Source organism: Marisediminitalea aggregata (assembly GCF_900129565.1).
Classification (GTDB): Bacteria; Pseudomonadota; Gammaproteobacteria; order Enterobacterales; family Alteromonadaceae; genus Alteromonas; species Alteromonas aggregata.
In genome coordinates this window covers 1-19183 of the sequence record NZ_FQWD01000010.1, presented here as the reverse complement: position 1 = coordinate 19183, position 19183 = coordinate 1, and the positions used below count along the sequence as shown (strand labels likewise).

Here is a 19183-nt window from a genome sequence, read left to right as displayed (position 1 = left end):
TTATTCCTTTTCAACTTGCGAAACGATTTCAGCCAGCGTGGAAATCAAATTAGATTTTAATTCACTGGCCAGGAAGGTATGCGGGGCGTTGTCAGCAACACGTTGGATCACTTCATCGCGAATTACATTGAGGTGTAACCCTTTGTCTTGAAGCGTGGCATAGGTGGTATAGATGATTTGCTCTAGTACACTAACTTCGTCGTCAGTTCCCATAAATAAACTCCCTTTTATCACTGAAAATTACTGTAGCTGATTATTTTTTCTCTGTCTCTGACCAGAGGATATCCCAGTCTGACAAGTGAACATTGCACTGCATTCCATAAATTCTGTCATAGTTACTTATGAGTTCGATCTTTCCTGTATATTCAACTAGCTGCCCCTTTCTAAAACCAAGCACATAGTCATCGTAGTTCTGGTTGTATAGATAGACTACTCGACTGAAATCAATAAACCCGTAACTAGACGTTGTTCCCATGTCAATGAAGAGTGAAATGGTATCGTCATAACTGAGATCAACATTCCGAATAGTACCTCTCCAGGTAACGTATTTACCTTTAAGTTCTCGCTTAAGAAGCGTAAATTGAGCCGATGTACTTTCTCTGCATGCTTTCTCTAGTTCTTTATATTTAATCCAAATATGCTTTTTTTCTTCGGGCTGAACTAGTGGCTGTTGGCTGTTCGATTGGCATCCAACAAGACTTAAAAAAAATGCCAGCGCTAAGATCTGTTTAATCATAACGCAATCCAATCGAGTTCGTAGCTGGCCGAAGGTGGGGGTTTCGTACCGTTAGTGAATGGCATTACATTAGCAGCGAAAAGTACGATTAAAGCGAAAATAGATTTTTTGTAATTCACATGCCCTCCTTGGCAACAGAGCCTTATTTCTTGAGCGAAGCCACCCAATCATAAGTTTGTTGAAGTTGCTCATCGGTGAGTTCGGTTAATGAACTACAACCGAAGTTAAATTCCAAATACCATTCTTTATCTTCAACACGCTCCAATTCTTTCAATCTTGCATAGATGAAACCATAACGGCTTCTACGCCATGATGGAGATTGGCGAGATGATTTTGCACGTCTAAGCCTGCCAAGCGACTGGCGCAAGTGGATTTCTACTTCTGGGTATTTTACCTGCTCGATGAATTTGTATGAGGAGAATTTGAATTTACGCTTTAAAGCAGACCATACAGCAGCATGATTACGAGGCTTTGCTTTGGAAACCTTTTCAGCCTTAACGATATCATCAACTAGGCCCCTGATAACGTATTGCTGTTCACTGGTAATATGATGGCTACCAGGCATTACATTAGGTTTCACAATCACTTCTTGGTTTGTAACATTGATATGATTAGTACCAATAGACACAATGTTACCTGTACCTGATGTGGTTACGCTTTGAGGGATAGAAGAACTTCCCTCACTTTCCGAAAAGTTCTCTTTAAAGAGTTGCGTAACCTTACTTTCAAAATCGTCCATAATTCACTCCATACTACGTGAAAACTACATATTAAAAACCTGCTGCTGTTACAAAAGGCAAAACGTTAGACGCAGTTACTTTTTGTTGTGATTCTTGTTCGAGTTCCAGTAGCCCGGCAATTATGCGGGCTTTACCTTTGGGGCTAACATTTCTGCCATGCTCAATTAATAAAGACTCAATAAGCTCGACAATATCGGCTACACGTTTAGTGTTGACTGAACGATTGCCTGTGACTACATAGCCAATATCAACACCTTGTCTACTTAACATTTCGAGCTGGAAGGCATTTGGGGCAGTACTACCTTTCTCCCAATCAATGAGAGTACGCCTCTTAGCGCCTGCTAATTCAGCAAAATCTACCTGATTAAACCCTAGTTTTTCTCTTTCAGATTTAATCCTTTCTCCAATCATGTGCAAATTCCCGCACAATAATGCTTTACAAGTGCAGATTTCTGCACTAAGTTAAACATGAACATTAACAAAACGCTTTTAGATATCCCGCCAAGGTTCACTAAAAGCACCACACGCAAGGTAAACATACTATGACCCCGAAAGAAATTAAAGCGGAATTAAAAGCCCGTGGATTTTCCATCAAAATGCTGGCCGAAATTTTAGGCAAAAGCGATGCTGCTGTTGGCCAGGTCATCAATAAAACCTCCTATTCTCGTGAAATTGCCGAAGCGGTATGCAAAGCCATTGATGCTGAACTACTAGATGTATTTCACGATGTGGAGCCGTACCGCCAATCCAAAGCCCAATTGCGTGAGCAAAAAAAGCAAGAGCTTGCTCAACTGTTAAGCGCATAAGGGGAACTGACATGATCACTACTCGCTCTCTCATTTTAACGCCGGTACCCACCGATATAGGTTTGCAAGCTGCTCAACGGCCAGATGTTCTATATTTCCTGAAACAGCAATCCCTCGTTGTGCCTGTAAGCGTTCTGCGCGAAGCGCAAGAAGCAAAAGACCCAACCACACTAAGTGACGCCGATTGGGCATTGCACGCAGTGTGTCACGAGTATCTGGGTCATCCGATAAGCACCATTCCACTGCAGGTAAAGGCGGCAATCGCAAAAGAAGTGACCGTACCCCAACAGCCTTCACTTCCTGCTGCAATAGCTCAATGTCTTGTAGCGTTAAAACACTACCTAGTAATGGCCGTTCAACGGTCTTACACAAAGCCTGGTACACAAGTTCTCTCCACCGATTCAAAAACAACATTAATGCTAGGAGAGTCTGGTACGCCCGTCACTGGTAAAGCTTCAACGGATTTTTACCGGTAACCCGGTGGAGGCATAACACATGTTCAATTCTAAAGAGCAAATTAACTGCAGTAAGCAAGTTGCAAATGCGTGGCGCGAGTCGCACGTGTGCGACTGGAACAAAAGCGGCGCGGTAATTACGTATATGGGCAATGTGTCCGGCTGGATTGATGCAGTGCGCAACCCGGAAGACTTCTGCCCTGGTTGCCTGGCTTTCACTGCTAATGGTGAGGTTTGGGAAACCGTTGGTGGAAACGACCAGCAAGGCGCTAACGCATGGAGACGTATCTCCTCTGAGGTTGGAGGTGAAGCATGACCCAGCGCGATTTATTAGACCAGCTCGACCTGGACCTACTGAACACTGAAAACGCACCCAGCCTCGATTTAGAGCTGGATGTAATTGCCATTATCAAACAATGCGAACGTAACAGCGGCCTCGGCCGTGACCGGTTTCTGGATCGCATTAACTTATGCCTTCGAGACACCGGGCAACGAGTAACGAAGATTCAATTAAATAAATGGCTATCACCCAGCCAGGAGAACTGCGTACCGGCCTGGGTCATGCCTGCTATTTGCTGGGCACTTCAATCAATTGAGCCTATGACCGCACTACTCAATCCTCTGGGCTTTAAACCGGCTGATATGCGAGCCGACCTGCTACGCCAAAAAGCCGAACTGGATGTAAGCAATAAAATGCGCCAGCAGGAATCCAAAGACTTAGAACGGGCACTTCAGCAAATTATGATAAGAAGGAGATAAGCCATGACTTTCTCAATACAGGGATTAGACGACACACCATGCATGTGCATAGACATGCATCATATTAAGGAATTTTGTTTGCTACCCCGTGCTATTTTGCTCGACAACAACGAGCTGGAAGCCGCACGAAAAGTCTGTGCACAGGCGATATTAGGAAGAATGATTTCAAGTGGCCACCATTCTATGTGCCACATTATTAGCGACACTTTCAAACAGCAATGTGTAGCAATGCACGACCGCTTTTATGCAATTGCCGCAACGCTCAGTGCAGCCTGGAATATTTGTGGCGCGGGCACAGGGCAATGGCAAAACATAAGCCTTTATCGCACGTTACGCCTTTGCGGTGAACGCGATTTCAGAATCGAAGCGCTCAGCATTTTCGATATTGAAGCCTTGTTTACCATGCCTTTAAACGAGTTTGAAACGGCGTTAAAACAGTATGACGTATGGCTGGAGGCAAGCAATGACTAAGCCTGCAGCACCAGTTAACACCATTATGCACCAGCTGATTACAAAGCTGGGAGAAGAAGAGTTTACATTACCAGCCGAGCAAAACGAGCTATGGGCCATTGTAGAAAACAGCGAGGTATATGCCTGCCTGTACCACGTTAAAGCTGGCCTGGCGTATAAAGCACTAAAAGAGCAGTTGCCGCATGGTGAGTTTGATTCAGAGTTAAAAAAACGTGGAATTCAAGTAAGAATTGCTCAGCAACGGATTGCCGTTGCTGACCTGATTCTGAATTGTCCAGCTCTAAATACGAAGACGTCTTCGTATTTGCCATCTGAAGATTTAAATCGCTCGACGTCGAGCGAATTAGAAATTGATGCAAACATCACCCTTGAATCATTCAGCTTTAGCCAACTAAACGAACTCACCCGTCTCCCGGAAGAAAAGATCAAATCACTGCAGCCAGAAGAACTGCAGGAACTAAGCAAAATGCCCGTGCGCGCCCTTAAAACAGCGGTAAAACAAATGAACCTGGACTTTGAAAGCGAAAGCAAACTTGAAGCCCAGAATGCCAATTTGAAGAAGCAGCTTGAAGAGCTGCAAATACAGCACGCCGACGCGATTAACGAAATGAATCGCGAAAAAATAACCAAGGCACCTGAGAAGATTTACGGACTCATGCCACTGGTCGCTATGATCCGCCAGGAAGCCCCATCAGTGAGCCAGGAGCTTCACGAACACGGCCTGAGCGCGGTTAACCTGGTAGAGCGGCTGATTGCCCCTAACCTAGACTACGCACAAGCTAAAATGGCTGCACAAGCGCTGTATCACTTTATAGCCGCGCCATACAAACAAATTGGCTTGGCCATAAGTCGCCTGGAAGAGCATTTTGGCGATGACTTAACCGGCGTTGATGCCGAGTTACCTACCTATAGTGAAGCAGAATGGGAAGAGGCCGAAAACAAACGCCAAACCATTATTTTGCTGCACAACGATGCTACCAAACCTCGTAAAAAACGGGGGCGTAAATAATGCATCCTGCTGTTCACCAATTTAACCAAATCGTAGAGCAGGTTATTCACGACAGTGACCCTTGGTCACGCGCAACCGAAAAAGCTCGCTCTATTGCCAGCAAACGCATGCACATGGTTACCGCTGTTCAAAAAGCGGCAACCACAATGACCATGCAAGCGGCACTGGCACACGTTATTCAGCAGTGTGAACACAACAAAGCCGACGAAGCATTGGTAAAAGCCTACATTGCATTAAATGGTCCTAAACCTGCCACCATCCGCTTATGGTGTAAAGCCTACGACGATACGGGCAAAAATGGTTTGCTTCCCAAGCACAATGGCACATCCCGCAACGACTACGGCTGGGAAGCCCGTGCGCTTGAGTTATATCACAAGCCACAGAAGCCCAGCATACGTAAGGTTGCCCGCGACCTGCGCGAAAAATACGGCTTTAAAAGCGCCAAAGAACACAATGTGCGCTACTTCTTTAGCACGCTGCCAGCTGACCTGCAGGAACGCTCGCCCTGGCGAATGGGCCGCAAGCAATACAAAGACGCGCTGCGTGAACATATATCGCGTACCACCGAAAACCTGCCGGTAGGCGTGTTGTTCCAGGGCGATGGCCACACCATCGACGAATACCTGCGCCACCCGCGTACCGGCAAACTCTGGCGTGCCGAACTTACAGTTTTTATGGACGTACGTAGCCGCTACATTGTTGGCTGGTACCTGAGTGTTGCTGAATCCAGTATTAGCACCATGGCTGCGTTAAGCCATGCCATGGGCACCCATAACCATGTGCCGGCGCTTATCCATATCGATAACGGCAGCGGCTTTAAATCTAAGCTAATGAACAGCGAAACATCCGGGTTTTATGCATCGTTTGGTATTGAGCCAATTTGGGCATTACCTGGTAACGCTAAAGCAAAAAACGTTGAACGCTTTTTCCGCACAATGGAAGACGACTTCGGCAAAGACTTTGATACGTACTGCGGTTACGACATGAGCCCAGACGCCAGCCGCTTGTTCAGCAGCTCTGTAAAAGCTGAAAAAGCAGCAGCTGAAGGCAAGATCCATATTCCTACTGTGGATGAATGGTGTGAAGCGTTTACAGACTGGTTGAATTTGTACCACAACCGGCCTCACCCCGAAGAACCAAATACTACGCCAGCTGAGTTATGGGCCCAGTTAGATCGTGTTCCGGTGGTGGATCACAATTTACTGGTTAAGCCCCGAGAAGAGGTTACCGTTTCCCGCTCGCTGGTAACGCTACACAAGCGTAAATACATCAGTGAATACCTTTACCAGTACGAAGGTAAAAAGCTCGTTGCAGAGTACGACCTGCACGACGACAGCACCATTCGTCTGTTCGACATGGACGGACGTTGGCTCACTACTGCCACGCTGAAAAACAAGAAAGACTATATCTCTACCAGCCGTATTGAAGACGCGCAGCGCAAACGCCTGCTGGAGCAAACCAAACGCCTTAACAACAAGATCCACGAAAAGCGTATGGAAGCCGGGCGCGATATCCCGCTGCATGTTGAGCAAGCCAGCGATATTGACCAACTGGAAGAGAGCTTCAGCAACCTTATGGCAGCTCAGGCACCACAGAACGACGACCTGAACTTTGACAGCCTGATGCAAAACGTTATCCAGGCTCCCGACCCAGAACCCGAAGAAAACGACGACTTCGACCCGTTATCCATTTACCCAGGAGAGACTACCCATGGCCGCTAAAACCATTGATAAACCTGCCAGCTTTAACGAGAACTATTCGGAGCAGGATATTACCCACGTTAACAACATTATCGACTGGATGAACGCCAGCCCATCGCGTACAAACCGCTGGCTGTCACGTTGCGCCGGGGTAAGTGATGCGTACATTTCAACGCTGCTAGCCGGTCGTCATGCGGTTAAGGCCGATGGCCTGCTTGCCAAAATCCTGCCCATTATGGAAGACACCGAGCGCGAACACCGCCCAGGTGATTTTATCGAAACCAGCATCTGGATGATTGTGCAGCATGCCTGCCGCATGGCCAGAGCTGAAGGCGGCTTTGCCGTTGTGGCCGGTTCGCCTGGTGTGGGTAAGTCTGCCAGCCTACGCCACTACGCCGAGCTGCACCCCAACACCATTTATCTATGCGGCAGCGAAGTAATAAACAGCACGGCGGTTATCGATATGCTGCTGGATGCCCTAAGCATTAAAACAGGACGTCAGCACCGCAAAAGCGCCAAAGTTGCCGCCATTGTGGAACAGCTTAAAGACACGGGCCGCTTAATCATTCTTGACGAAACCGACAAATGCCAAAAAGACACGCCCGATCCATTACGCACCATATCCGATGCTACCGGCTGCGGTGTAGTACTGGCCGGTAACGTAAACCTGCGCAACATGGTAGCCATGGGCGACAACCGCTACGACCTGATTGAAAGTCGCGTGGTGTTCTGGCCCGAGATTATCAACAAGATATCGCCTGAAGACGTAAAGCTGCTGATGCAGCCCTACATCACCGAAGACATGATCACAAAATACGAGACCTTCGACGAGGTAGCCCGGTACGCCTTTGACCTGGTTGGCGGCAGCGCCAGAAAGCTAATCAAGAGTTTGATTAAGCAGGTGCTCATGCTCGATAAGCATTCTCGCGAAAACAGCCAAAGCTATGGCGGTATTAGCCGCGAGCTAATGGCCAAAATTGCTAAATCCTATATGGGTATTGCACACCCTCCAGCAATACCGCGTAAGGCATCAGCCATATAAGGGGGGAGCATGTCACACACAAACAAACTAACCAAACAGGAACAAACCATGACAGACGAATTTCAGATCCCCCCTGGTTATACCATGCGTGCCAATGGCGACCTGGTAAAACTGGAAAACCTAACCGACCTTGAGCGCGAAGAGGACGCCCTGGTAAATACGATATTTCCCAGAGCCAAAGCCCTGCACGACGAAATGGCCGAATTTAAGTTCACCGCAATGCACCTAATTGAAGAAACCATTAAGCGCTGCGTGGAAGAGCACGGCATAAAGAAGTTCACCAAAATTAAGGGCAACGTGCAGTTCGTTAGCGTGAATGGCAAGTACAAAATTCAGCGTGCCGTTGATGATCGCATTGAACACGACAGCAGCATTGAAGTAGCCATTCAAAAGTTTGCTTTGTACTCAGACGTACTCAAAGAGCAAGCCGGGCCGGACGCGGTTAAGTTTATTGATATCGCCACCACAGCTAAGAACGGTAAGTACTCTACCTCTCGGTTAATCGACCTGTTGAATAAAGATATTGACCACCCACTGTACGTCGGTGCCAAGGCAGCACTCATGCAGAGCCTGTTTATTAGCGGCAGTAAGGCTTACCTGCGCTTTTACATTCGCAACATTAACGATGACTCCTGGGTAGCCATGCCGTTGCAATTTAGCAGCATCGCTGCCGTAGCTCCCCAGGTTGAGACCAAAGAGGAGAAAGCCAATGCCGCTTAATGTAGATACGTCAGTTGTTGAATCGGCTTCCGTTAGCCAAGAAGCCTCTCAGTTGCTAATGCAAATTGAGGAAGTCTATCAACATCGCAAGGACCAGTTAGGCCAAATCCTCACGCTTTTGAAAAAAAACGAAGCGGATTAAATTAAATGACATTGAAATTGAAGACCCTGACGTTGTGAAAGGCATATCTATCGGGATATCAATTGCTAACAACATTATGGGTGAGTTCCCAGCAAAAATTTGTAGAACAAGTGAAGTTCACGGCGATGAAGAAGAGTAAAGCACTCCGATTTCGTCGCCACCATTGGCACTGGCAACAGAGCCGTTAAAAACCGGGCATAAGCCCTTAACAACAAAGAGAGTAACTATGAACAAAGCACAATTAATCGATGCAATCGCCGCTAATGCAGACCTGTCAAAAGCCTCAGCGGCACGCGCTCTGGATGCATTCACCGATGCCGTCACTAACGCCCTGGCTGCAGGCAACAAGGTTAGCCTCACTGGCTTCGGTAACTTTGAAGTGAAAGAACGTAGCGAACGTCAGGGGCGCAACCCTGCAACAGGAGAGGCGATCACCATTGCCGCTTCCAAGTCGCCTGCATTTAAAGCAGGTAAATCCTTAAAAGATGCCGTAAACGCATAACTTAACCGGGGCGCTAAGCGCCCCCCAATGGAGAAACATCAAATGACACCATATGTATTTACAGGTTTTTTCCCGTCAAGCAAACGAGTTGGTGTAGTTCTGGAGCGTATCACTAATTGGGAGCACAAAAGCTCATTGGGTTACGGCGGTACCGAAATCACTTTAGATAGCGGTGAAACAATCCTGGTAGGGGAAACCCCGAATCAGGTTACGAAAATCCTTGAGGAAACGCTCAAGAAAGCTGAAGGAGAAATCGCATGAAAACACATGTTTTTAGAGGGTTTGGCAGAGAAAGTGAAATGTCTGTTGGCGTAGACCTGGCAAAAGTCTGCCTGTGGAAAGGCATTCAGGGCCAAGGCATGCAAGATCACTTCATAGGCACCCAAATCATTATGGACAACGGTGTATCGGTTCAGGTTGGTGAGTCTGCAATAGATGTTGCTCGAGTAGTAGAGTCACATCGCAAAAATACGATGGAGGCACTTGATGGCAACGTTACAGCAAGAGCGTGAATTACGGGAGGTAGCAAAGATTCTAACGAAAAAGCTTCGCCGCATTTACGGCGAAGACATGGGGTTCTTTTTAGTCGTTACACCGTTCAAACAAAACGACCCCGTCTCTGACTATATCAGCAACATTCACCGTGAGAGTGGTATCGCAGCATTAAGAGACACCGCAGCTCGCTTGGAATCAAGAGAAACCATCCCGGCCAGTATGGGCGGGGTGCAGTAACCAGAGGAGTTACACCATGAAACCAGGGCACTTTGTCATTAAAAGCGCAAAAGACCGCTACAGCGAAAACACCACGGTACCCAGCACCAGAGTAACTGAGGAGCAAAAAAAACAGTGTAAGAATCGCCGTAAATGGGAAGACGTGCAATTAGCCAGGGAGCTTGGCTTAAGTTACTCCGAAATCAATTAACGTAAGTGAGGAAAACCATGTTCAAAGATGCACCCCGCTCCGATTTAGAAAAAAAGATGATCGTGCTTTCAGTACTTGCTCGGTCTTCAAAAATGATTTTTCCGAAAGACATCCGTAACCAAAGTGGACTAGACCAGTACGAAGTTGCCCACTGCTTGCGCCAACTGCGTATTGAGCAATTGGTAATATTACTTGAGAACGGCACTTACACTCTGTCCGAATCAGGTGTTGAAAAAGCCACAGCCAACAAATTAATGGTACACACATCGGTAAAAGGTCGAGTAGAGAAGTACAGCCGCGCTGGCAATGTAATGGAAACGCCTGCAAAGCCCAAGCAACCCGCTAAGCCTAAAAAGCCCCAGAAAGCCCCAGCAGCCAAAACTGTTCCATTAGAGACAGCTGAACAACCACAGGCGGCAGAAGTTGACCAGGTTAACCCTGGGAGCATCGCCGACCTGTTTAACACCAATGAGCTAACCAACAATGGCACGTCGTTACTTTTCCGGTTACTCAATTCGCTGAAGCTGAAAGATCTCCAGGATGCAGGATTTACAGAACAGGAAGTGCGCGAATTTGGTGATGTATACCGGTTTGTAAAAGACCGTGCTGAGACATTGGAGTCTTAAAAATGTGTTTAATCGAACAGTTGAATCAGCTATCAGCTGAAAATAATGACATGAAACAGACGATCAAAATGTTGAGAACGTTTGTTGATGATGTGCTCCCTCAAGTTGGCCAATTGGTGATTCAAGATTTCGGAAATTTGAACTCAGCGCTTATTGCTTCCGAAAAGTATGTAAAGGATTCAGGGTTAAACAATGAGTGAGCCACTACGCCGTCAAATTAAAGCAGCCCAGGTAAAGCTGAACATGGACCAAGCCGATTACCTGGCCCTGCTTAATCGCATTACCGGTAAATCTAGCAGTACGGAACTAAATAAAACCGAAATTAAAGCAGTTTTAAACGAGTTTAAACGCTTGGGCTGGGAGCCGAACAATAAGAACGCAAAGCTGGTCCGCACCATTAAATTTTTGTGGATGCGGTTAGGGGAAGAGAACTGTTTGAACACACCAGACAGGTCAGCGATGGAAGCGTTCTGCAAGCGCTTTACAGATGGAAAATCGTTATACCGTGCACAAAGAGGCCAACTACAAAATATTGTTGAGGCCCTGAAGCAGTGGTGTGCACGTGAAAACATCAGCACAGGGCGAATCAAATGACAATTACACTCGACCACTTTAGTAACTCAAGTAAAGTTATAGCCAGGGCCATTGGCCCAGACGCTGCTTATCAGCTGTTACAGCAGTATGGTGGTCAGAGTTTCTATATTAGTGCATCACCAACCTCTAAGCACGTTGCAAGTAAAAAGCTCGGCATAGACGTGCACAGGGCTCTCGCAGAAATATGGCCTAACCAGGAGTTCGAGTTACCCGTAGTTAACAACGTTGAAAAACGCCTGCGCAACGACATGATCCGCGACGACGCGACACGCCTCTCAATGCGCGAACTCATTATTAAATATCAACTAACCCGCTACCAACTGCAAAAAATCATTAGCACGGGTGAAACGGTCGACCGTGGACAAGACCAAAATCAACAGTTGAAATTCTCGGGCTTTTAGCCCACGATATCCACGCCTCCACAAATACCTGTCCACGAAAATTACTTCGGGATATTCCCCTTTTAGCATTACTGCATGCTGTGGCCATGAGAGCCACAGAGTTAATTTCCCTTGCGGTAAAAATAAGCCGCGCACGAGATAAAGCACGTAGAAACGAGCTGGCCGCAACTTGCCCGCCACATTTACGTGACTTGTTGCGCAGTAACTTATCGCTAATTCGAATTGGTAAGCAGCTGAAAGAAGCCAGACGTATCGCTAACCAAAGAAAAGCAGACTACCGTCATACCTACAAATTCTCGTTGTTGCCAGAGACTCTCCAGAACAAGCCGAAAACCGCTTTACGCTCTACCGCACTGGGTAATTGCCAGGCGATGCGAGAACTTATTGGAGGCAGCAAATGAACCGATACAGTGCTACATCGTGGGACCGCCTCTTAACCTGTCATCACGACTGGAAAATAATCTGCCTTGAGTTAATTAAGTACATCGACCACAGCATTTTTTGTGGCTACCGGGGTGAAATAGAACAAAACAGGGCGGTGGCCAGCGGGAACAGCGAATTGCGTTGGCCACTGTCGAAGCACAACCAATATCCCAGTATGGCCATTGATATGGGGCCGTATTTCAAAGAGCTAAAAAATACCGATTGGGAAGACGCATTAGCGTTCGCAGCATTTGCGGGCGCGGTATTAACCATAGCGAAACAGCTTTATATGGCTGGCAAAATTTCTCACCAAGTGATTTGGGGGGGCGACTGGGACAGTGACGGTCGCACTCGTGATCACAAATTCAGAGACTACCCCCATTTCGAACTGACCGAGGAAAACGTATGGAACCTGTAACCATTGCACTAGCGCTCGCAAAAGCAGCTGGTGTAGATGATTGGCTAAAAGAAAAGATATCCGGAACGGTAACAGGAAAGGTTGCCAGCAAAGTAATTGACCTGGCTAAATCCGTTACCCGAAAAGATACGCCCGAAGAGGCATTGCAAACTGTTTCAACCAATATTGTTTACGCTAACGAACTGAAGAAGCAGATGCTGCAAAATGAGCACGAGCTAAAAATGGCGGCATATGAAGACCGCAAAGACGCCCGTCAAACTTACCGAATTCACCCGCAGCAGGCCGACAAAATAGCAGAGCGCGTTATGCGCTATAACCTACCGTTTATTGTTGGCCTGGTCATTATTAATTGCGTAGTCCTGCACTTTTTTCGCGACGATGCGGCTTTGCTTGCGGCTGTTAGCAATGTTCTTGGTATGGCAATTAAATCGCTTTTTGATGAAAGAAAAGAAGTAACCGGTTTTTACTTTGGCGGCTCAATGGACGCCAGTGAAAGGGAACGCTAATGGACGACGCAACTAAACAGGCGCTATTTACCAAACTTGGTGAAATTGACGCCAAGCTTGATGGCTTAAAAGAGGATAACCAAAACCAGTGGGAGCATCAACGAGGCTTAGATACCCGCTTACGCAAGCAGGAAACTCACAGTGCAAGTATTTCGGCAACGATAGCTGCATTTGTTGCAGTAAGTATTGATGTAATCAAGAAGGGTATTAGCGGTTAATGGCGCATTCATCCAAAACCCAGTTAGCAGTGCGTAGCACCTATGTAAATGAGCAGCAGGACTTAACCGCTGCAGCTGCTGAGCATGGCGTAAGCTACGGTACCGCACGTAACTGGAAAAAGCGTGCAAAGGACGAAGGCGACGACTGGGATACGGCACGCAACGCACTACTGCTCTCCCAGGGCGGTAAAAAGGAGCTGCTCAACCAGGTGCTGGAACGATTTTACATTCAAAGTGAACGCATCTTTGAATCAATCGAAAAAACAGAGCAGCTAAAACCCCAAGAAATGGTTGATTTAATGTCTAAGTGGGCTGACTCAATGAGCAAAGTCAGCAAGTTCCTGGGCACCAGTAACAACTTCGATAAAATAGGCTTTGCAATGGAGCTGCTGCAGCTATTAAGCACATTTATTCGAAACGATTACCCACAGCATGCCAATGCATTCTTGGAAATTCTGGAGCCCTTTGGCCGTGAGGTAAGCAAAACCTATGGCTAAGACCTCTGTTAATGAGTTCTTAAAGAGCTTAACGCAACTAGGTGATGAATTACGCCTGCAGATCGAAAACGAGGTAGAAGGCTTCGCTGCAGACGAGGACGCCAGGGCCGAGCGCAACCGAAAAACGCATGATCCGGTTACTGGGTTTAAGTTCTTCTGTAAAACCTATTTTCCGCATTATATCGATGACACTGAATCGGTATTACACAAGCACTTATTTAAACGCCTGCCGGAAATATCAGCCACTGCAAAAGGTGTCCGCGAGGCCATTATAGCGCCACGTGGTGAGGCTAAATCCACTATCGCCACCCAACTGCATACTCTATGGGAAATCATCACCGAGCAGACCCACAACACCGTTATTATCATGGATGCGTTTGAAAGCCAGGCTGCGCCGATGCTGGAGGCGATTAAAGCCGAACTTGATACAAACCCAAGGTTGGCCCAGGACTACCCGAAAATTGCAGGCCAGGGGCCAACCTGGAAGATTGGCGAAATGGTGACTCGTAACAACATAAAAGTCACCGCTTTTGGTGCTGGGCAAAAAATACGGGGTATTCGGCATGGGGCATACCGGCCAGACAGAATCAAACTGGACGACATTGAGAACGATGAAAACGTGCGTAGTCCAGAGCAGCGAGAGAAGCTTTTTAAATGGCTTAAAAAAGCGGTATTGAAACTTGGGCCACCAGATGGCTCATTAAAAATATTCTATATCGGCACGCTTTTACACTACGACTCGGTACTGGCCAAAACCATAAAACTACCAAGTTTTAAACATTCTAAATTTCAGTCGATTATCCGCTGGCCAATCAACATGGACTTGTGGGAAGAATGGGAAGAAATTCTGCGTAACGATGGCGAAGAGAAAGCCGAGCAGTTCTACATGCAACGCAAGAAAGCAATGGATGAAGGCGCAATTGTAAGCTGGCCTGAAAAACGACCATTGTTGTTCCTGATGATGGAACGTGCCGACGATAAACACGCCTTTGACTGCGAGTTTCAAAACGACCCAACTAACGAAGAAGAAGCCACCTTTACCGGCATTAAATTCTGGGTACATATGGCCGACCGATGGGTGTATTACGGCGCATGTGACCCGTCACTAGGCAAGAAAAACAAAAAGCGTGACCCCAGCGCCATACTAGTAGGCGGTTACGACAGGCAAAAAGGTAATTTACACGTAGTTGAAGCCAGCATTAAACGGCGCATTCCTAACCTCATTATTGAAGACATCATTACGTTTCAACGTGAGTACAACTGCATGGTGTGGGGTATTGAAGCGGTGCAGTTTCAGGAATTCATGCGTACCAGGCTAATGGAACGCGGAAAAGAGAAAGGTATTGCGGTACCAACCAGGGGCATTGTGCCTAACACCGACAAAGACTTGCGTATTGAGAGCCTGGAGCCCTACATAAGCAACGGTGAAATATTGCTACACAGCTCTCAAACCGTACTTTACGACCAACTAAGGCACTGGCCGGAAGCCGATCACGATGATGGCCCGGACTGTTTGCAAATGTTGTGGATGCTGGCAGTAAGTGGCGCAGGCGGATTACCCAAAGTAGGCACTGCTAAGCGCCGAGGCACAACAGACATGAGAGGGTATGGACATGGCGGATAAAGTCATAGATAAGAAGAATGCACTGACTGATTCAGAGGTTATTGACAACCTATTGGACCGGCAACTGCTTGACTTGCTGAATGAATTACCCGACCCGGACGTTATCCTGCGTAAGGCCGGTGTTGATTACGCGGTATATAACGAAATACTGGCTGACGCCCATGTGATTGGTGAAGTTCGCCCTCTACGAGCAGGTTTACTGGGCTTTAAATATGAAATTAAAGCCGGTGATGACAGTGCTCAGGCAGACAAAGCCAGGGAGCTGTGTGAAAGCATTTTTACACGGCAACCGAATGCCGCAATGCGCTGGCCTGACGTAACCTGGTCTATAGGCAAAGCGCCGCTCGTTGGAAGACGTGTTCACCACGTTAAGTGGCAGGTGTTAAATGGCAAGCTGGTACCAGAAAAAATATTTGATATCAGTACAGAATCTTATGCTTTTAATGCTGATGGCGAGTTACTAATCCGCACTATTCATTTGCCCGAAGGTGAACCGCCTGAGCCATACCGCTGGCTGGTAACACGTCACATGCCAGATCGCCAAAACCCGTATGGCATTGCACTATTAAGCTGCTGCTTTTGGCCATGGATGTTCAAAAACGGCGGTATGAAGTTCTTCGTTAAGTTCTGCGAAAAATATGGTGTTCCATGGCCAATAGGTAGATACCCACAAGGTACCGATGACAAAGGTATACAGGAGCTGGTTGAACGCCTGCAGAACATGATTGAAGATGCAGTTGCAGCTGTTCCTGAAGGGGTCGACCTTCAGCTGCTGGAATCAAAAGCAGGCGGTGAGCTTCCACAGGAACGCCTGGTTAACTTGTGCAACCGCGAAATGAGTAAGGCACTTACCAGCCAGAGCCTAAGTACCGAAATCATAGACGGTGGTAGCCGGGCCGCAGCCGAAACCCACGCGCAGCGCACAGTCGAAAACTTAAAGGCCGACAGAGCCCTGGTAGCCGACACCTACAACGAACTGTTCAAGATGATCACCGAAGTGAATTTTGGACCCAACGTTGAATCCCCTAAATTTAAGTATGTAGACAAAAAAGAGCTGAATACCAGCGATGTTAACTACTTTAAACAGGCCAGCTCGTTAGTACCTATTCGCCGCGAAGACATCTACAAGCGTCTGGAGTTATCTGAACCTACAGATGGTGAGGACGTTGTATTCACAGGTAACCAAAACCGCGAAAAAACACCGGGTGAACAGTCAGAATTTTCTAAAGCAGAAGATGAATGGACTGAACAGGATATTGCCATTGAGCAGATCATAAACCAGGTAAAACAGGCCATCGATGCGGGTGAAACCCTAGACGAGGTATTAACCAATATCGTTAATTCATACGCTGACATTGACACTGAAGCACTGCGTAACGTTGTTACCCAGGAACTGGAAGGTGACTTTGGACGCGGCATGGTAAGTGAAAGTTAAATATAAGGTAAGTTCAAATGAAAAAGTTATGTATCTATCATGGAAACTGTGCAGATGGATTTGGTGCTGCATGGGCTGTTCGTCATGCGCTGGGAGATGATGTTGAGTTTTACGCTGGCCACTACGGTCATGAAGCCCCTGACGTTACTGGCCGAGACGTTATTATTGTCGATTTCAGCTATGCACTTGACGTCTTATATGAACTCTCATTTAAGGCAAACAGCATTATTATACTCGACCATCATAAATCGGCTCAGCAAGACCTTATTGGCCTAGAAGTGGTGAAGGAAAAATTGGGATATGATGGTTTTTTCAATGAACTTGGTCCTTTCTGTGTATCACAAAACAAACCTTTAGTTGGCGCTCTGTTTGATATGGAACGATCGGGTGCCATGTTGGCTTGGGATTTCTTTCACGATGAACCTGCACCTGCTCTAATTAAGCATATTCAAGACCGTGACCTATGGCGTTTTGAATTGCCTGGTACTAAAGAGATTCAAGCAGCTGTATTTAGTTATCCTTACGAATTTGCCATATGGGATGAGCTTATATTGGAACGCTCAACCGACTCCCTTTATGAAGAAGGGGTCGCACTTATGCGAAAGCATATGAAGGATGTCAACGAACTCATCAGGTCAGCTGCGCATAGAACCGTTATTGCTGGCTATGACGTGCCAGTGCTCAATGCACCTTATTTCTTTAGCAGTGAAGCTGGCAACATAATGAGTAAAGATGAACCCTTTGCTGCTTGTTATTACGAAACAAGTAAAGGCAGGACATACAGCCTACGCTCGCAAGTTAGCGGTGTAGATGTTTCAGTTATAGCTGGCTTGTTTGGTGGCGGTGGACATAAAAACGCAGCAGGCTTCCGCATTGCGTTCGACGACCTCAACAAACTCCCACTAAAGCAGCAGAATTGATTTAATGGCTGATATAAAGGTAGATGGCCTTCCATTCAAAGAAGCCATTAAGTTCTTTCAGAATAAACTCGTAATACCATCTCGCCAATGGCGGGATTTGGTAGGGCCTGTACATTCAAAAGCCTTTACCGTTGCCGGAGCGGCTAAACTGGCCATCGCTACCGACTTCTATAATGCTGTTAACCAGGTTATTGAATCTGGCGGTACTTTAAACGACTTCAGAAAAGAGTTTGATCGCATAGTAGACAAACACGGTTGGTCATACAACGGTAAACGGGGCTGGCGAACCCGCGTGATTTTTCAAACCAACAAGATCACTGCTTATATGGCCGGTAAATGGGAACAGCTATGGCGTATGCGCGAGTATCGGCCATATCTGCAGTACCTAACTGTTGGTGATGAACGGGTGCGTCAGTCGCACCAGCGATGGCACCAGAAAGTTATCCGTATTGACCACCCCATATGGCGGCTAATTTACCCACCAAATGACTGGCTATGCCGCTGTGGCGTTAGATCACTTTCTCAGGACGATATGGAAGAGGAAGGTTTAACTGAATCCACGGTAGAAATGCCTCGCCAGTCCGACACGCTAGATCCCGAAACTGGCGAAGTAACCCGAGAATATGACGGCATAGGCTTTGGTTGGGATTATAACGTTGGTATGGAATGGCTGGGCCCAGAGAAGGCGTTTGGCCAGCAGCTGATGGAAGTGCCAGCCGATTTAAGACAGGCCGCACTCAATAACATCGATTTAAACCACTTTGAAAACCCGTTTAAACGCTTTTCAAACAAAGTTGCGTACCAGGTTGTAAAAGGTAAAACAGATATAGATAGCGGCGCTATTGGGGTAGGTTACTTCAATAACATCGTTATAAATGAGCTGGCCGACGAACTCCGGTACCCAACGAACGCGGCGGTCGCTATTCGCGACAAAAGTATTGCACAAATGCTAAATGGTTCACCTAGCCAAAGCATTGCACTTTCATCTATAAACCAGATCCCGGCGATATTGAGAAACCCTGATGCAGTGTTATACAACCAATCAACCCAAAGCCTGGTTTACGCCAAACAGGGTGACAACGGGTATTTGGCTCTTTCTGTGACTATAGCTGGGCAGGGAGAACTTAATTACGTTGAGTCTGCGTTTACGGTATCCGGTACCGAACTTATTAATGGACCCTATCTACTACTATTTGGCAGTTTAGCCGGTGCTAATTAGCGGTAATTATCGACAACATTTTTACCACTAACCCCCCACTTTTTTACCAGTAAAAACTCGAAGAGTGCCAAAATATTTCAAAACCTATTATAAAACCGCGCTCAGGTAATAAATGAGTCAATCCCTTATGTGAAAAGGGCTGGCAAGTGATTTTCTCGTTTTATCTAATTTTAAAAACTATCAATACCCTACATTATCACGCGCATACGAAAAAGGCCCACTCAAATGAGTGGGCCTTTCTCTTAATTGGGAGCCTGGCGGTGTTCTACTCTCACATGGGGAAGCCCCACACTACCAT

General features: G+C 46.8%; 31 protein-coding genes. 27 read left to right on the top strand and 4 right to left on the bottom strand.

Features of this window, described 5'->3' with window-relative positions; translation table 11 throughout:
• The 4 genes from BUB81_RS21270 to BUB81_RS21255 all read right to left on the bottom strand — a co-directional run bounded on the left by BUB81_RS21270 (position 1) and on the right by BUB81_RS21255 (position 1887).
• Positions 1-213 carry a hypothetical protein gene (locus tag BUB81_RS21270; protein ID WP_073325379.1) on the bottom strand — a complete coding sequence of 71 codons (213 nt, stop codon included), beginning with the start codon at positions 211-213 and terminating at the stop codon, positions 1-3.
• Positions 214-253: 40 nt separating this feature from the next.
• Positions 254-736 carry a hypothetical protein gene (locus tag BUB81_RS21265; protein ID WP_073325378.1) on the bottom strand — a complete coding sequence of 161 codons (483 nt, stop codon included), beginning with the start codon at positions 734-736 and terminating at the stop codon, positions 254-256.
• Between the two features lie 142 nt (positions 737-878).
• A complete protein-coding gene (locus tag BUB81_RS21260; protein ID WP_073325377.1) occupies positions 879-1475 on the bottom strand; it encodes a hypothetical protein in 597 nt (198 codons plus the stop codon).
• 31 nt (positions 1476-1506) lie between these two features.
• The gene (locus tag BUB81_RS21255) at positions 1507-1887 is read right to left on the bottom strand and encodes a helix-turn-helix domain-containing protein (RefSeq protein WP_073325376.1); all 381 of its coding nucleotides are present in this window, start codon (positions 1885-1887) and stop codon (positions 1507-1509) included.
• Between the two features lie 131 nt (positions 1888-2018).
• On the opposite strand from BUB81_RS21255, the gene BUB81_RS21250 reads away from it, so the two are divergent.
• From BUB81_RS21250 to BUB81_RS21125, 27 genes are all read left to right on the top strand, one after another.
• Positions 2019-2282, top strand: coding sequence for a helix-turn-helix domain-containing protein (locus tag BUB81_RS21250; RefSeq protein WP_073325375.1), 264 nt, complete (start codon positions 2019-2021; stop codon positions 2280-2282).
• A gap of 11 nt (positions 2283-2293) precedes the next feature.
• Positions 2294-2758: a hypothetical protein gene (locus BUB81_RS21245; RefSeq protein ID WP_073325374.1), complete on the top strand. Its 465-nt coding sequence runs from the start codon at positions 2294-2296 to the stop codon at positions 2756-2758.
• A 19-nt stretch (positions 2759-2777) separates the two neighbouring features.
• Complete coding sequence (locus tag BUB81_RS21240; protein ID WP_084526787.1) at positions 2778-3053, top strand: hypothetical protein; 276 nt, start codon at positions 2778-2780, stop codon at positions 3051-3053.
• Positions 3050-3496 (top strand): hypothetical protein, encoded by a 447-nt coding sequence (locus BUB81_RS21235; protein WP_073325373.1) that lies wholly within the window; start codon positions 3050-3052, stop codon positions 3494-3496. Before BUB81_RS21240 ends, BUB81_RS21235 begins: the two co-directional genes overlap by 4 nt.
• Before the next feature lie 3 nt (positions 3497-3499).
• Complete coding sequence (locus BUB81_RS21230) at positions 3500-3967, top strand: hypothetical protein (RefSeq protein ID WP_139241654.1); 468 nt, start codon at positions 3500-3502, stop codon at positions 3965-3967.
• Positions 3960-4976 carry a hypothetical protein gene (locus tag BUB81_RS21225; protein ID WP_073325371.1) on the top strand — a complete coding sequence of 339 codons (1017 nt, stop codon included), beginning with the start codon at positions 3960-3962 and terminating at the stop codon, positions 4974-4976. Before BUB81_RS21230 ends, BUB81_RS21225 begins: the two co-directional genes overlap by 8 nt.
• Positions 4976-6697 carry a Mu transposase C-terminal domain-containing protein gene (locus tag BUB81_RS21220; RefSeq protein WP_073325370.1) on the top strand — a complete coding sequence of 574 codons (1722 nt, stop codon included), beginning with the start codon at positions 4976-4978 and terminating at the stop codon, positions 6695-6697. Before BUB81_RS21225 ends, BUB81_RS21220 begins: the two co-directional genes overlap by 1 nt.
• A complete protein-coding gene (locus BUB81_RS21215) occupies positions 6687-7718 on the top strand; it encodes an AAA family ATPase (RefSeq protein WP_073325369.1) in 1032 nt (343 codons plus the stop codon). Before BUB81_RS21220 ends, BUB81_RS21215 begins: the two co-directional genes overlap by 11 nt.
• A gap of 9 nt (positions 7719-7727) precedes the next feature.
• Positions 7728-8438: a DUF3164 family protein gene (locus BUB81_RS21210; RefSeq protein ID WP_073325368.1), complete on the top strand. Its 711-nt coding sequence runs from the start codon at positions 7728-7730 to the stop codon at positions 8436-8438.
• Positions 8428-8580 (top strand): hypothetical protein, encoded by a 153-nt coding sequence (locus tag BUB81_RS22230; protein WP_175555850.1) that lies wholly within the window; start codon positions 8428-8430, stop codon positions 8578-8580. The genes BUB81_RS21210 and BUB81_RS22230 overlap by 11 nt, the downstream gene beginning before the upstream one ends.
• A gap of 226 nt (positions 8581-8806) precedes the next feature.
• Positions 8807-9082 carry an HU family DNA-binding protein gene (locus BUB81_RS21205; protein WP_073325367.1) on the top strand — a complete coding sequence of 92 codons (276 nt, stop codon included), beginning with the start codon at positions 8807-8809 and terminating at the stop codon, positions 9080-9082.
• A gap of 42 nt (positions 9083-9124) precedes the next feature.
• Positions 9125-9343: a hypothetical protein gene (locus BUB81_RS21200; RefSeq protein WP_073325366.1), complete on the top strand. Its 219-nt coding sequence runs from the start codon at positions 9125-9127 to the stop codon at positions 9341-9343.
• The gene (locus BUB81_RS21195) at positions 9340-9594 is read left to right on the top strand and encodes a hypothetical protein (RefSeq protein WP_073325365.1); all 255 of its coding nucleotides are present in this window, start codon (positions 9340-9342) and stop codon (positions 9592-9594) included. The genes BUB81_RS21200 and BUB81_RS21195 overlap by 4 nt, the downstream gene beginning before the upstream one ends.
• Positions 9569-9814: a hypothetical protein gene (locus BUB81_RS21190; protein ID WP_073325364.1), complete on the top strand. Its 246-nt coding sequence runs from the start codon at positions 9569-9571 to the stop codon at positions 9812-9814. The genes BUB81_RS21195 and BUB81_RS21190 overlap by 26 nt, the downstream gene beginning before the upstream one ends.
• Positions 9815-9830: 16 nt before the next feature.
• Positions 9831-10004, top strand: coding sequence for a hypothetical protein (locus tag BUB81_RS22225; RefSeq protein ID WP_175555849.1), 174 nt, complete (start codon positions 9831-9833; stop codon positions 10002-10004).
• Positions 10005-10021: 17 nt separating this feature from the next.
• Complete coding sequence (locus BUB81_RS21185; protein ID WP_073325363.1) at positions 10022-10630, top strand: hypothetical protein; 609 nt, start codon at positions 10022-10024, stop codon at positions 10628-10630.
• A 192-nt stretch (positions 10631-10822) separates the two neighbouring features.
• On the top strand, positions 10823-11224 hold the full coding sequence (locus tag BUB81_RS21175) for a regulatory protein GemA (RefSeq protein WP_073325361.1): 402 nt from the start codon (positions 10823-10825) through the stop codon (positions 11222-11224).
• Positions 11221-11625 (top strand): Mor transcription activator family protein, encoded by a 405-nt coding sequence (locus tag BUB81_RS21170; protein ID WP_073325360.1) that lies wholly within the window; start codon positions 11221-11223, stop codon positions 11623-11625. The genes BUB81_RS21175 and BUB81_RS21170 overlap by 4 nt, the downstream gene beginning before the upstream one ends.
• An 86-nt stretch (positions 11626-11711) precedes the next feature.
• A complete protein-coding gene (locus BUB81_RS21165; RefSeq protein ID WP_073325359.1) occupies positions 11712-12026 on the top strand; it encodes a hypothetical protein in 315 nt (104 codons plus the stop codon).
• A complete protein-coding gene (locus tag BUB81_RS21160; protein WP_073325358.1) occupies positions 12023-12466 on the top strand; it encodes a M15 family metallopeptidase domain-containing protein in 444 nt (147 codons plus the stop codon). Before BUB81_RS21165 ends, BUB81_RS21160 begins: the two co-directional genes overlap by 4 nt.
• Positions 12454-12972 (top strand): hypothetical protein, encoded by a 519-nt coding sequence (locus BUB81_RS21155; protein WP_073325357.1) that lies wholly within the window; start codon positions 12454-12456, stop codon positions 12970-12972. Before BUB81_RS21160 ends, BUB81_RS21155 begins: the two co-directional genes overlap by 13 nt.
• Entirely contained in the window at positions 12972-13190 is a 219-nt protein-coding gene (locus BUB81_RS21150; RefSeq protein WP_073325356.1) for a hypothetical protein, read from the top strand. The genes BUB81_RS21155 and BUB81_RS21150 overlap by 1 nt, the downstream gene beginning before the upstream one ends.
• Positions 13190-13687 (top strand): DUF1804 family protein, encoded by a 498-nt coding sequence (locus tag BUB81_RS21145; protein WP_073325355.1) that lies wholly within the window; start codon positions 13190-13192, stop codon positions 13685-13687. The genes BUB81_RS21150 and BUB81_RS21145 overlap by 1 nt, the downstream gene beginning before the upstream one ends.
• Positions 13680-15311, top strand: coding sequence for a phage terminase large subunit (gene terL, locus BUB81_RS21140; protein ID WP_073325354.1), 1632 nt, complete (start codon positions 13680-13682; stop codon positions 15309-15311). The genes BUB81_RS21145 and terL overlap by 8 nt, the downstream gene beginning before the upstream one ends.
• Positions 15301-16746, top strand: coding sequence for a phage portal protein family protein (locus BUB81_RS21135; RefSeq protein WP_073325353.1), 1446 nt, complete (start codon positions 15301-15303; stop codon positions 16744-16746). Before terL ends, BUB81_RS21135 begins: the two co-directional genes overlap by 11 nt.
• Before the next feature lie 17 nt (positions 16747-16763).
• A complete protein-coding gene (locus BUB81_RS21130; protein WP_073325352.1) occupies positions 16764-17666 on the top strand; it encodes a DHH family phosphoesterase in 903 nt (300 codons plus the stop codon).
• Positions 17667-17670: 4 nt separating this feature from the next.
• Positions 17671-18885: a phage minor head protein gene (locus tag BUB81_RS21125; protein WP_073325351.1), complete on the top strand. Its 1215-nt coding sequence runs from the start codon at positions 17671-17673 to the stop codon at positions 18883-18885.
• Positions 18886-19183 lie beyond the last annotated feature (298 nt).

Coding starts and splice junctions, on each gene's coding strand:
- BUB81_RS22230 (WP_175555850.1), top strand. CDS start 8,428: ATGCCGCTTAATGTAGATACGTCAGTTGTTGAATCGGCTTCCGTTAGC.
- BUB81_RS21195 (WP_073325365.1), top strand. CDS start 9,340: ATGAAAACACATGTTTTTAGAGGGTTTGGCAGAGAAAGTGAAATGTCT.
- BUB81_RS21255 (WP_073325376.1), bottom strand. CDS start 1,887: ATGATTGGAGAAAGGATTAAATCTGAAAGAGAAAAACTAGGGTTTAAT.
- BUB81_RS21270 (WP_073325379.1), bottom strand. CDS start 213: ATGGGAACTGACGACGAAGTTAGTGTACTAGAGCAAATCATCTATACC.
- BUB81_RS21245 (WP_073325374.1), top strand. CDS start 2,294: ATGATCACTACTCGCTCTCTCATTTTAACGCCGGTACCCACCGATATA.
- BUB81_RS21165 (WP_073325359.1), top strand. CDS start 11,712: ATGAGAGCCACAGAGTTAATTTCCCTTGCGGTAAAAATAAGCCGCGCA.
- BUB81_RS21235 (WP_073325373.1), top strand. CDS start 3,050: ATGACCCAGCGCGATTTATTAGACCAGCTCGACCTGGACCTACTGAAC.
- BUB81_RS21205 (WP_073325367.1), top strand. CDS start 8,807: ATGAACAAAGCACAATTAATCGATGCAATCGCCGCTAATGCAGACCTG.
- BUB81_RS21230 (WP_139241654.1), top strand. CDS start 3,500: ATGACTTTCTCAATACAGGGATTAGACGACACACCATGCATGTGCATA.
- BUB81_RS21185 (WP_073325363.1), top strand. CDS start 10,022: ATGTTCAAAGATGCACCCCGCTCCGATTTAGAAAAAAAGATGATCGTG.
- BUB81_RS21130 (WP_073325352.1), top strand. CDS start 16,764: ATGAAAAAGTTATGTATCTATCATGGAAACTGTGCAGATGGATTTGGT.
- BUB81_RS21150 (WP_073325356.1), top strand. CDS start 12,972: ATGGACGACGCAACTAAACAGGCGCTATTTACCAAACTTGGTGAAATT.
- BUB81_RS21265 (WP_073325378.1), bottom strand. CDS start 736: ATGATTAAACAGATCTTAGCGCTGGCATTTTTTTTAAGTCTTGTTGGA.
- BUB81_RS21135 (WP_073325353.1), top strand. CDS start 15,301: ATGGCGGATAAAGTCATAGATAAGAAGAATGCACTGACTGATTCAGAG.
- BUB81_RS21160 (WP_073325358.1), top strand. CDS start 12,023: ATGAACCGATACAGTGCTACATCGTGGGACCGCCTCTTAACCTGTCAT.
- BUB81_RS21250 (WP_073325375.1), top strand. CDS start 2,019: ATGACCCCGAAAGAAATTAAAGCGGAATTAAAAGCCCGTGGATTTTCC.
- BUB81_RS21200 (WP_073325366.1), top strand. CDS start 9,125: ATGACACCATATGTATTTACAGGTTTTTTCCCGTCAAGCAAACGAGTT.
- BUB81_RS21220 (WP_073325370.1), top strand. CDS start 4,976: ATGCATCCTGCTGTTCACCAATTTAACCAAATCGTAGAGCAGGTTATT.
- BUB81_RS21145 (WP_073325355.1), top strand. CDS start 13,190: ATGGCGCATTCATCCAAAACCCAGTTAGCAGTGCGTAGCACCTATGTA.
- BUB81_RS21125 (WP_073325351.1), top strand. CDS start 17,671: ATGGCTGATATAAAGGTAGATGGCCTTCCATTCAAAGAAGCCATTAAG.
- BUB81_RS21225 (WP_073325371.1), top strand. CDS start 3,960: ATGACTAAGCCTGCAGCACCAGTTAACACCATTATGCACCAGCTGATT.
- BUB81_RS21190 (WP_073325364.1), top strand. CDS start 9,569: ATGGCAACGTTACAGCAAGAGCGTGAATTACGGGAGGTAGCAAAGATT.
- BUB81_RS21240 (WP_084526787.1), top strand. CDS start 2,778: ATGTTCAATTCTAAAGAGCAAATTAACTGCAGTAAGCAAGTTGCAAAT.
- BUB81_RS21215 (WP_073325369.1), top strand. CDS start 6,687: ATGGCCGCTAAAACCATTGATAAACCTGCCAGCTTTAACGAGAACTAT.
- BUB81_RS21170 (WP_073325360.1), top strand. CDS start 11,221: ATGACAATTACACTCGACCACTTTAGTAACTCAAGTAAAGTTATAGCC.
- BUB81_RS21260 (WP_073325377.1), bottom strand. CDS start 1,475: ATGGACGATTTTGAAAGTAAGGTTACGCAACTCTTTAAAGAGAACTTT.
- terL (WP_073325354.1), top strand. CDS start 13,680: ATGGCTAAGACCTCTGTTAATGAGTTCTTAAAGAGCTTAACGCAACTA.
- BUB81_RS22225 (WP_175555849.1), top strand. CDS start 9,831: ATGAAACCAGGGCACTTTGTCATTAAAAGCGCAAAAGACCGCTACAGC.
- BUB81_RS21175 (WP_073325361.1), top strand. CDS start 10,823: ATGAGTGAGCCACTACGCCGTCAAATTAAAGCAGCCCAGGTAAAGCTG.
- BUB81_RS21210 (WP_073325368.1), top strand. CDS start 7,728: ATGTCACACACAAACAAACTAACCAAACAGGAACAAACCATGACAGAC.
- BUB81_RS21155 (WP_073325357.1), top strand. CDS start 12,454: ATGGAACCTGTAACCATTGCACTAGCGCTCGCAAAAGCAGCTGGTGTA.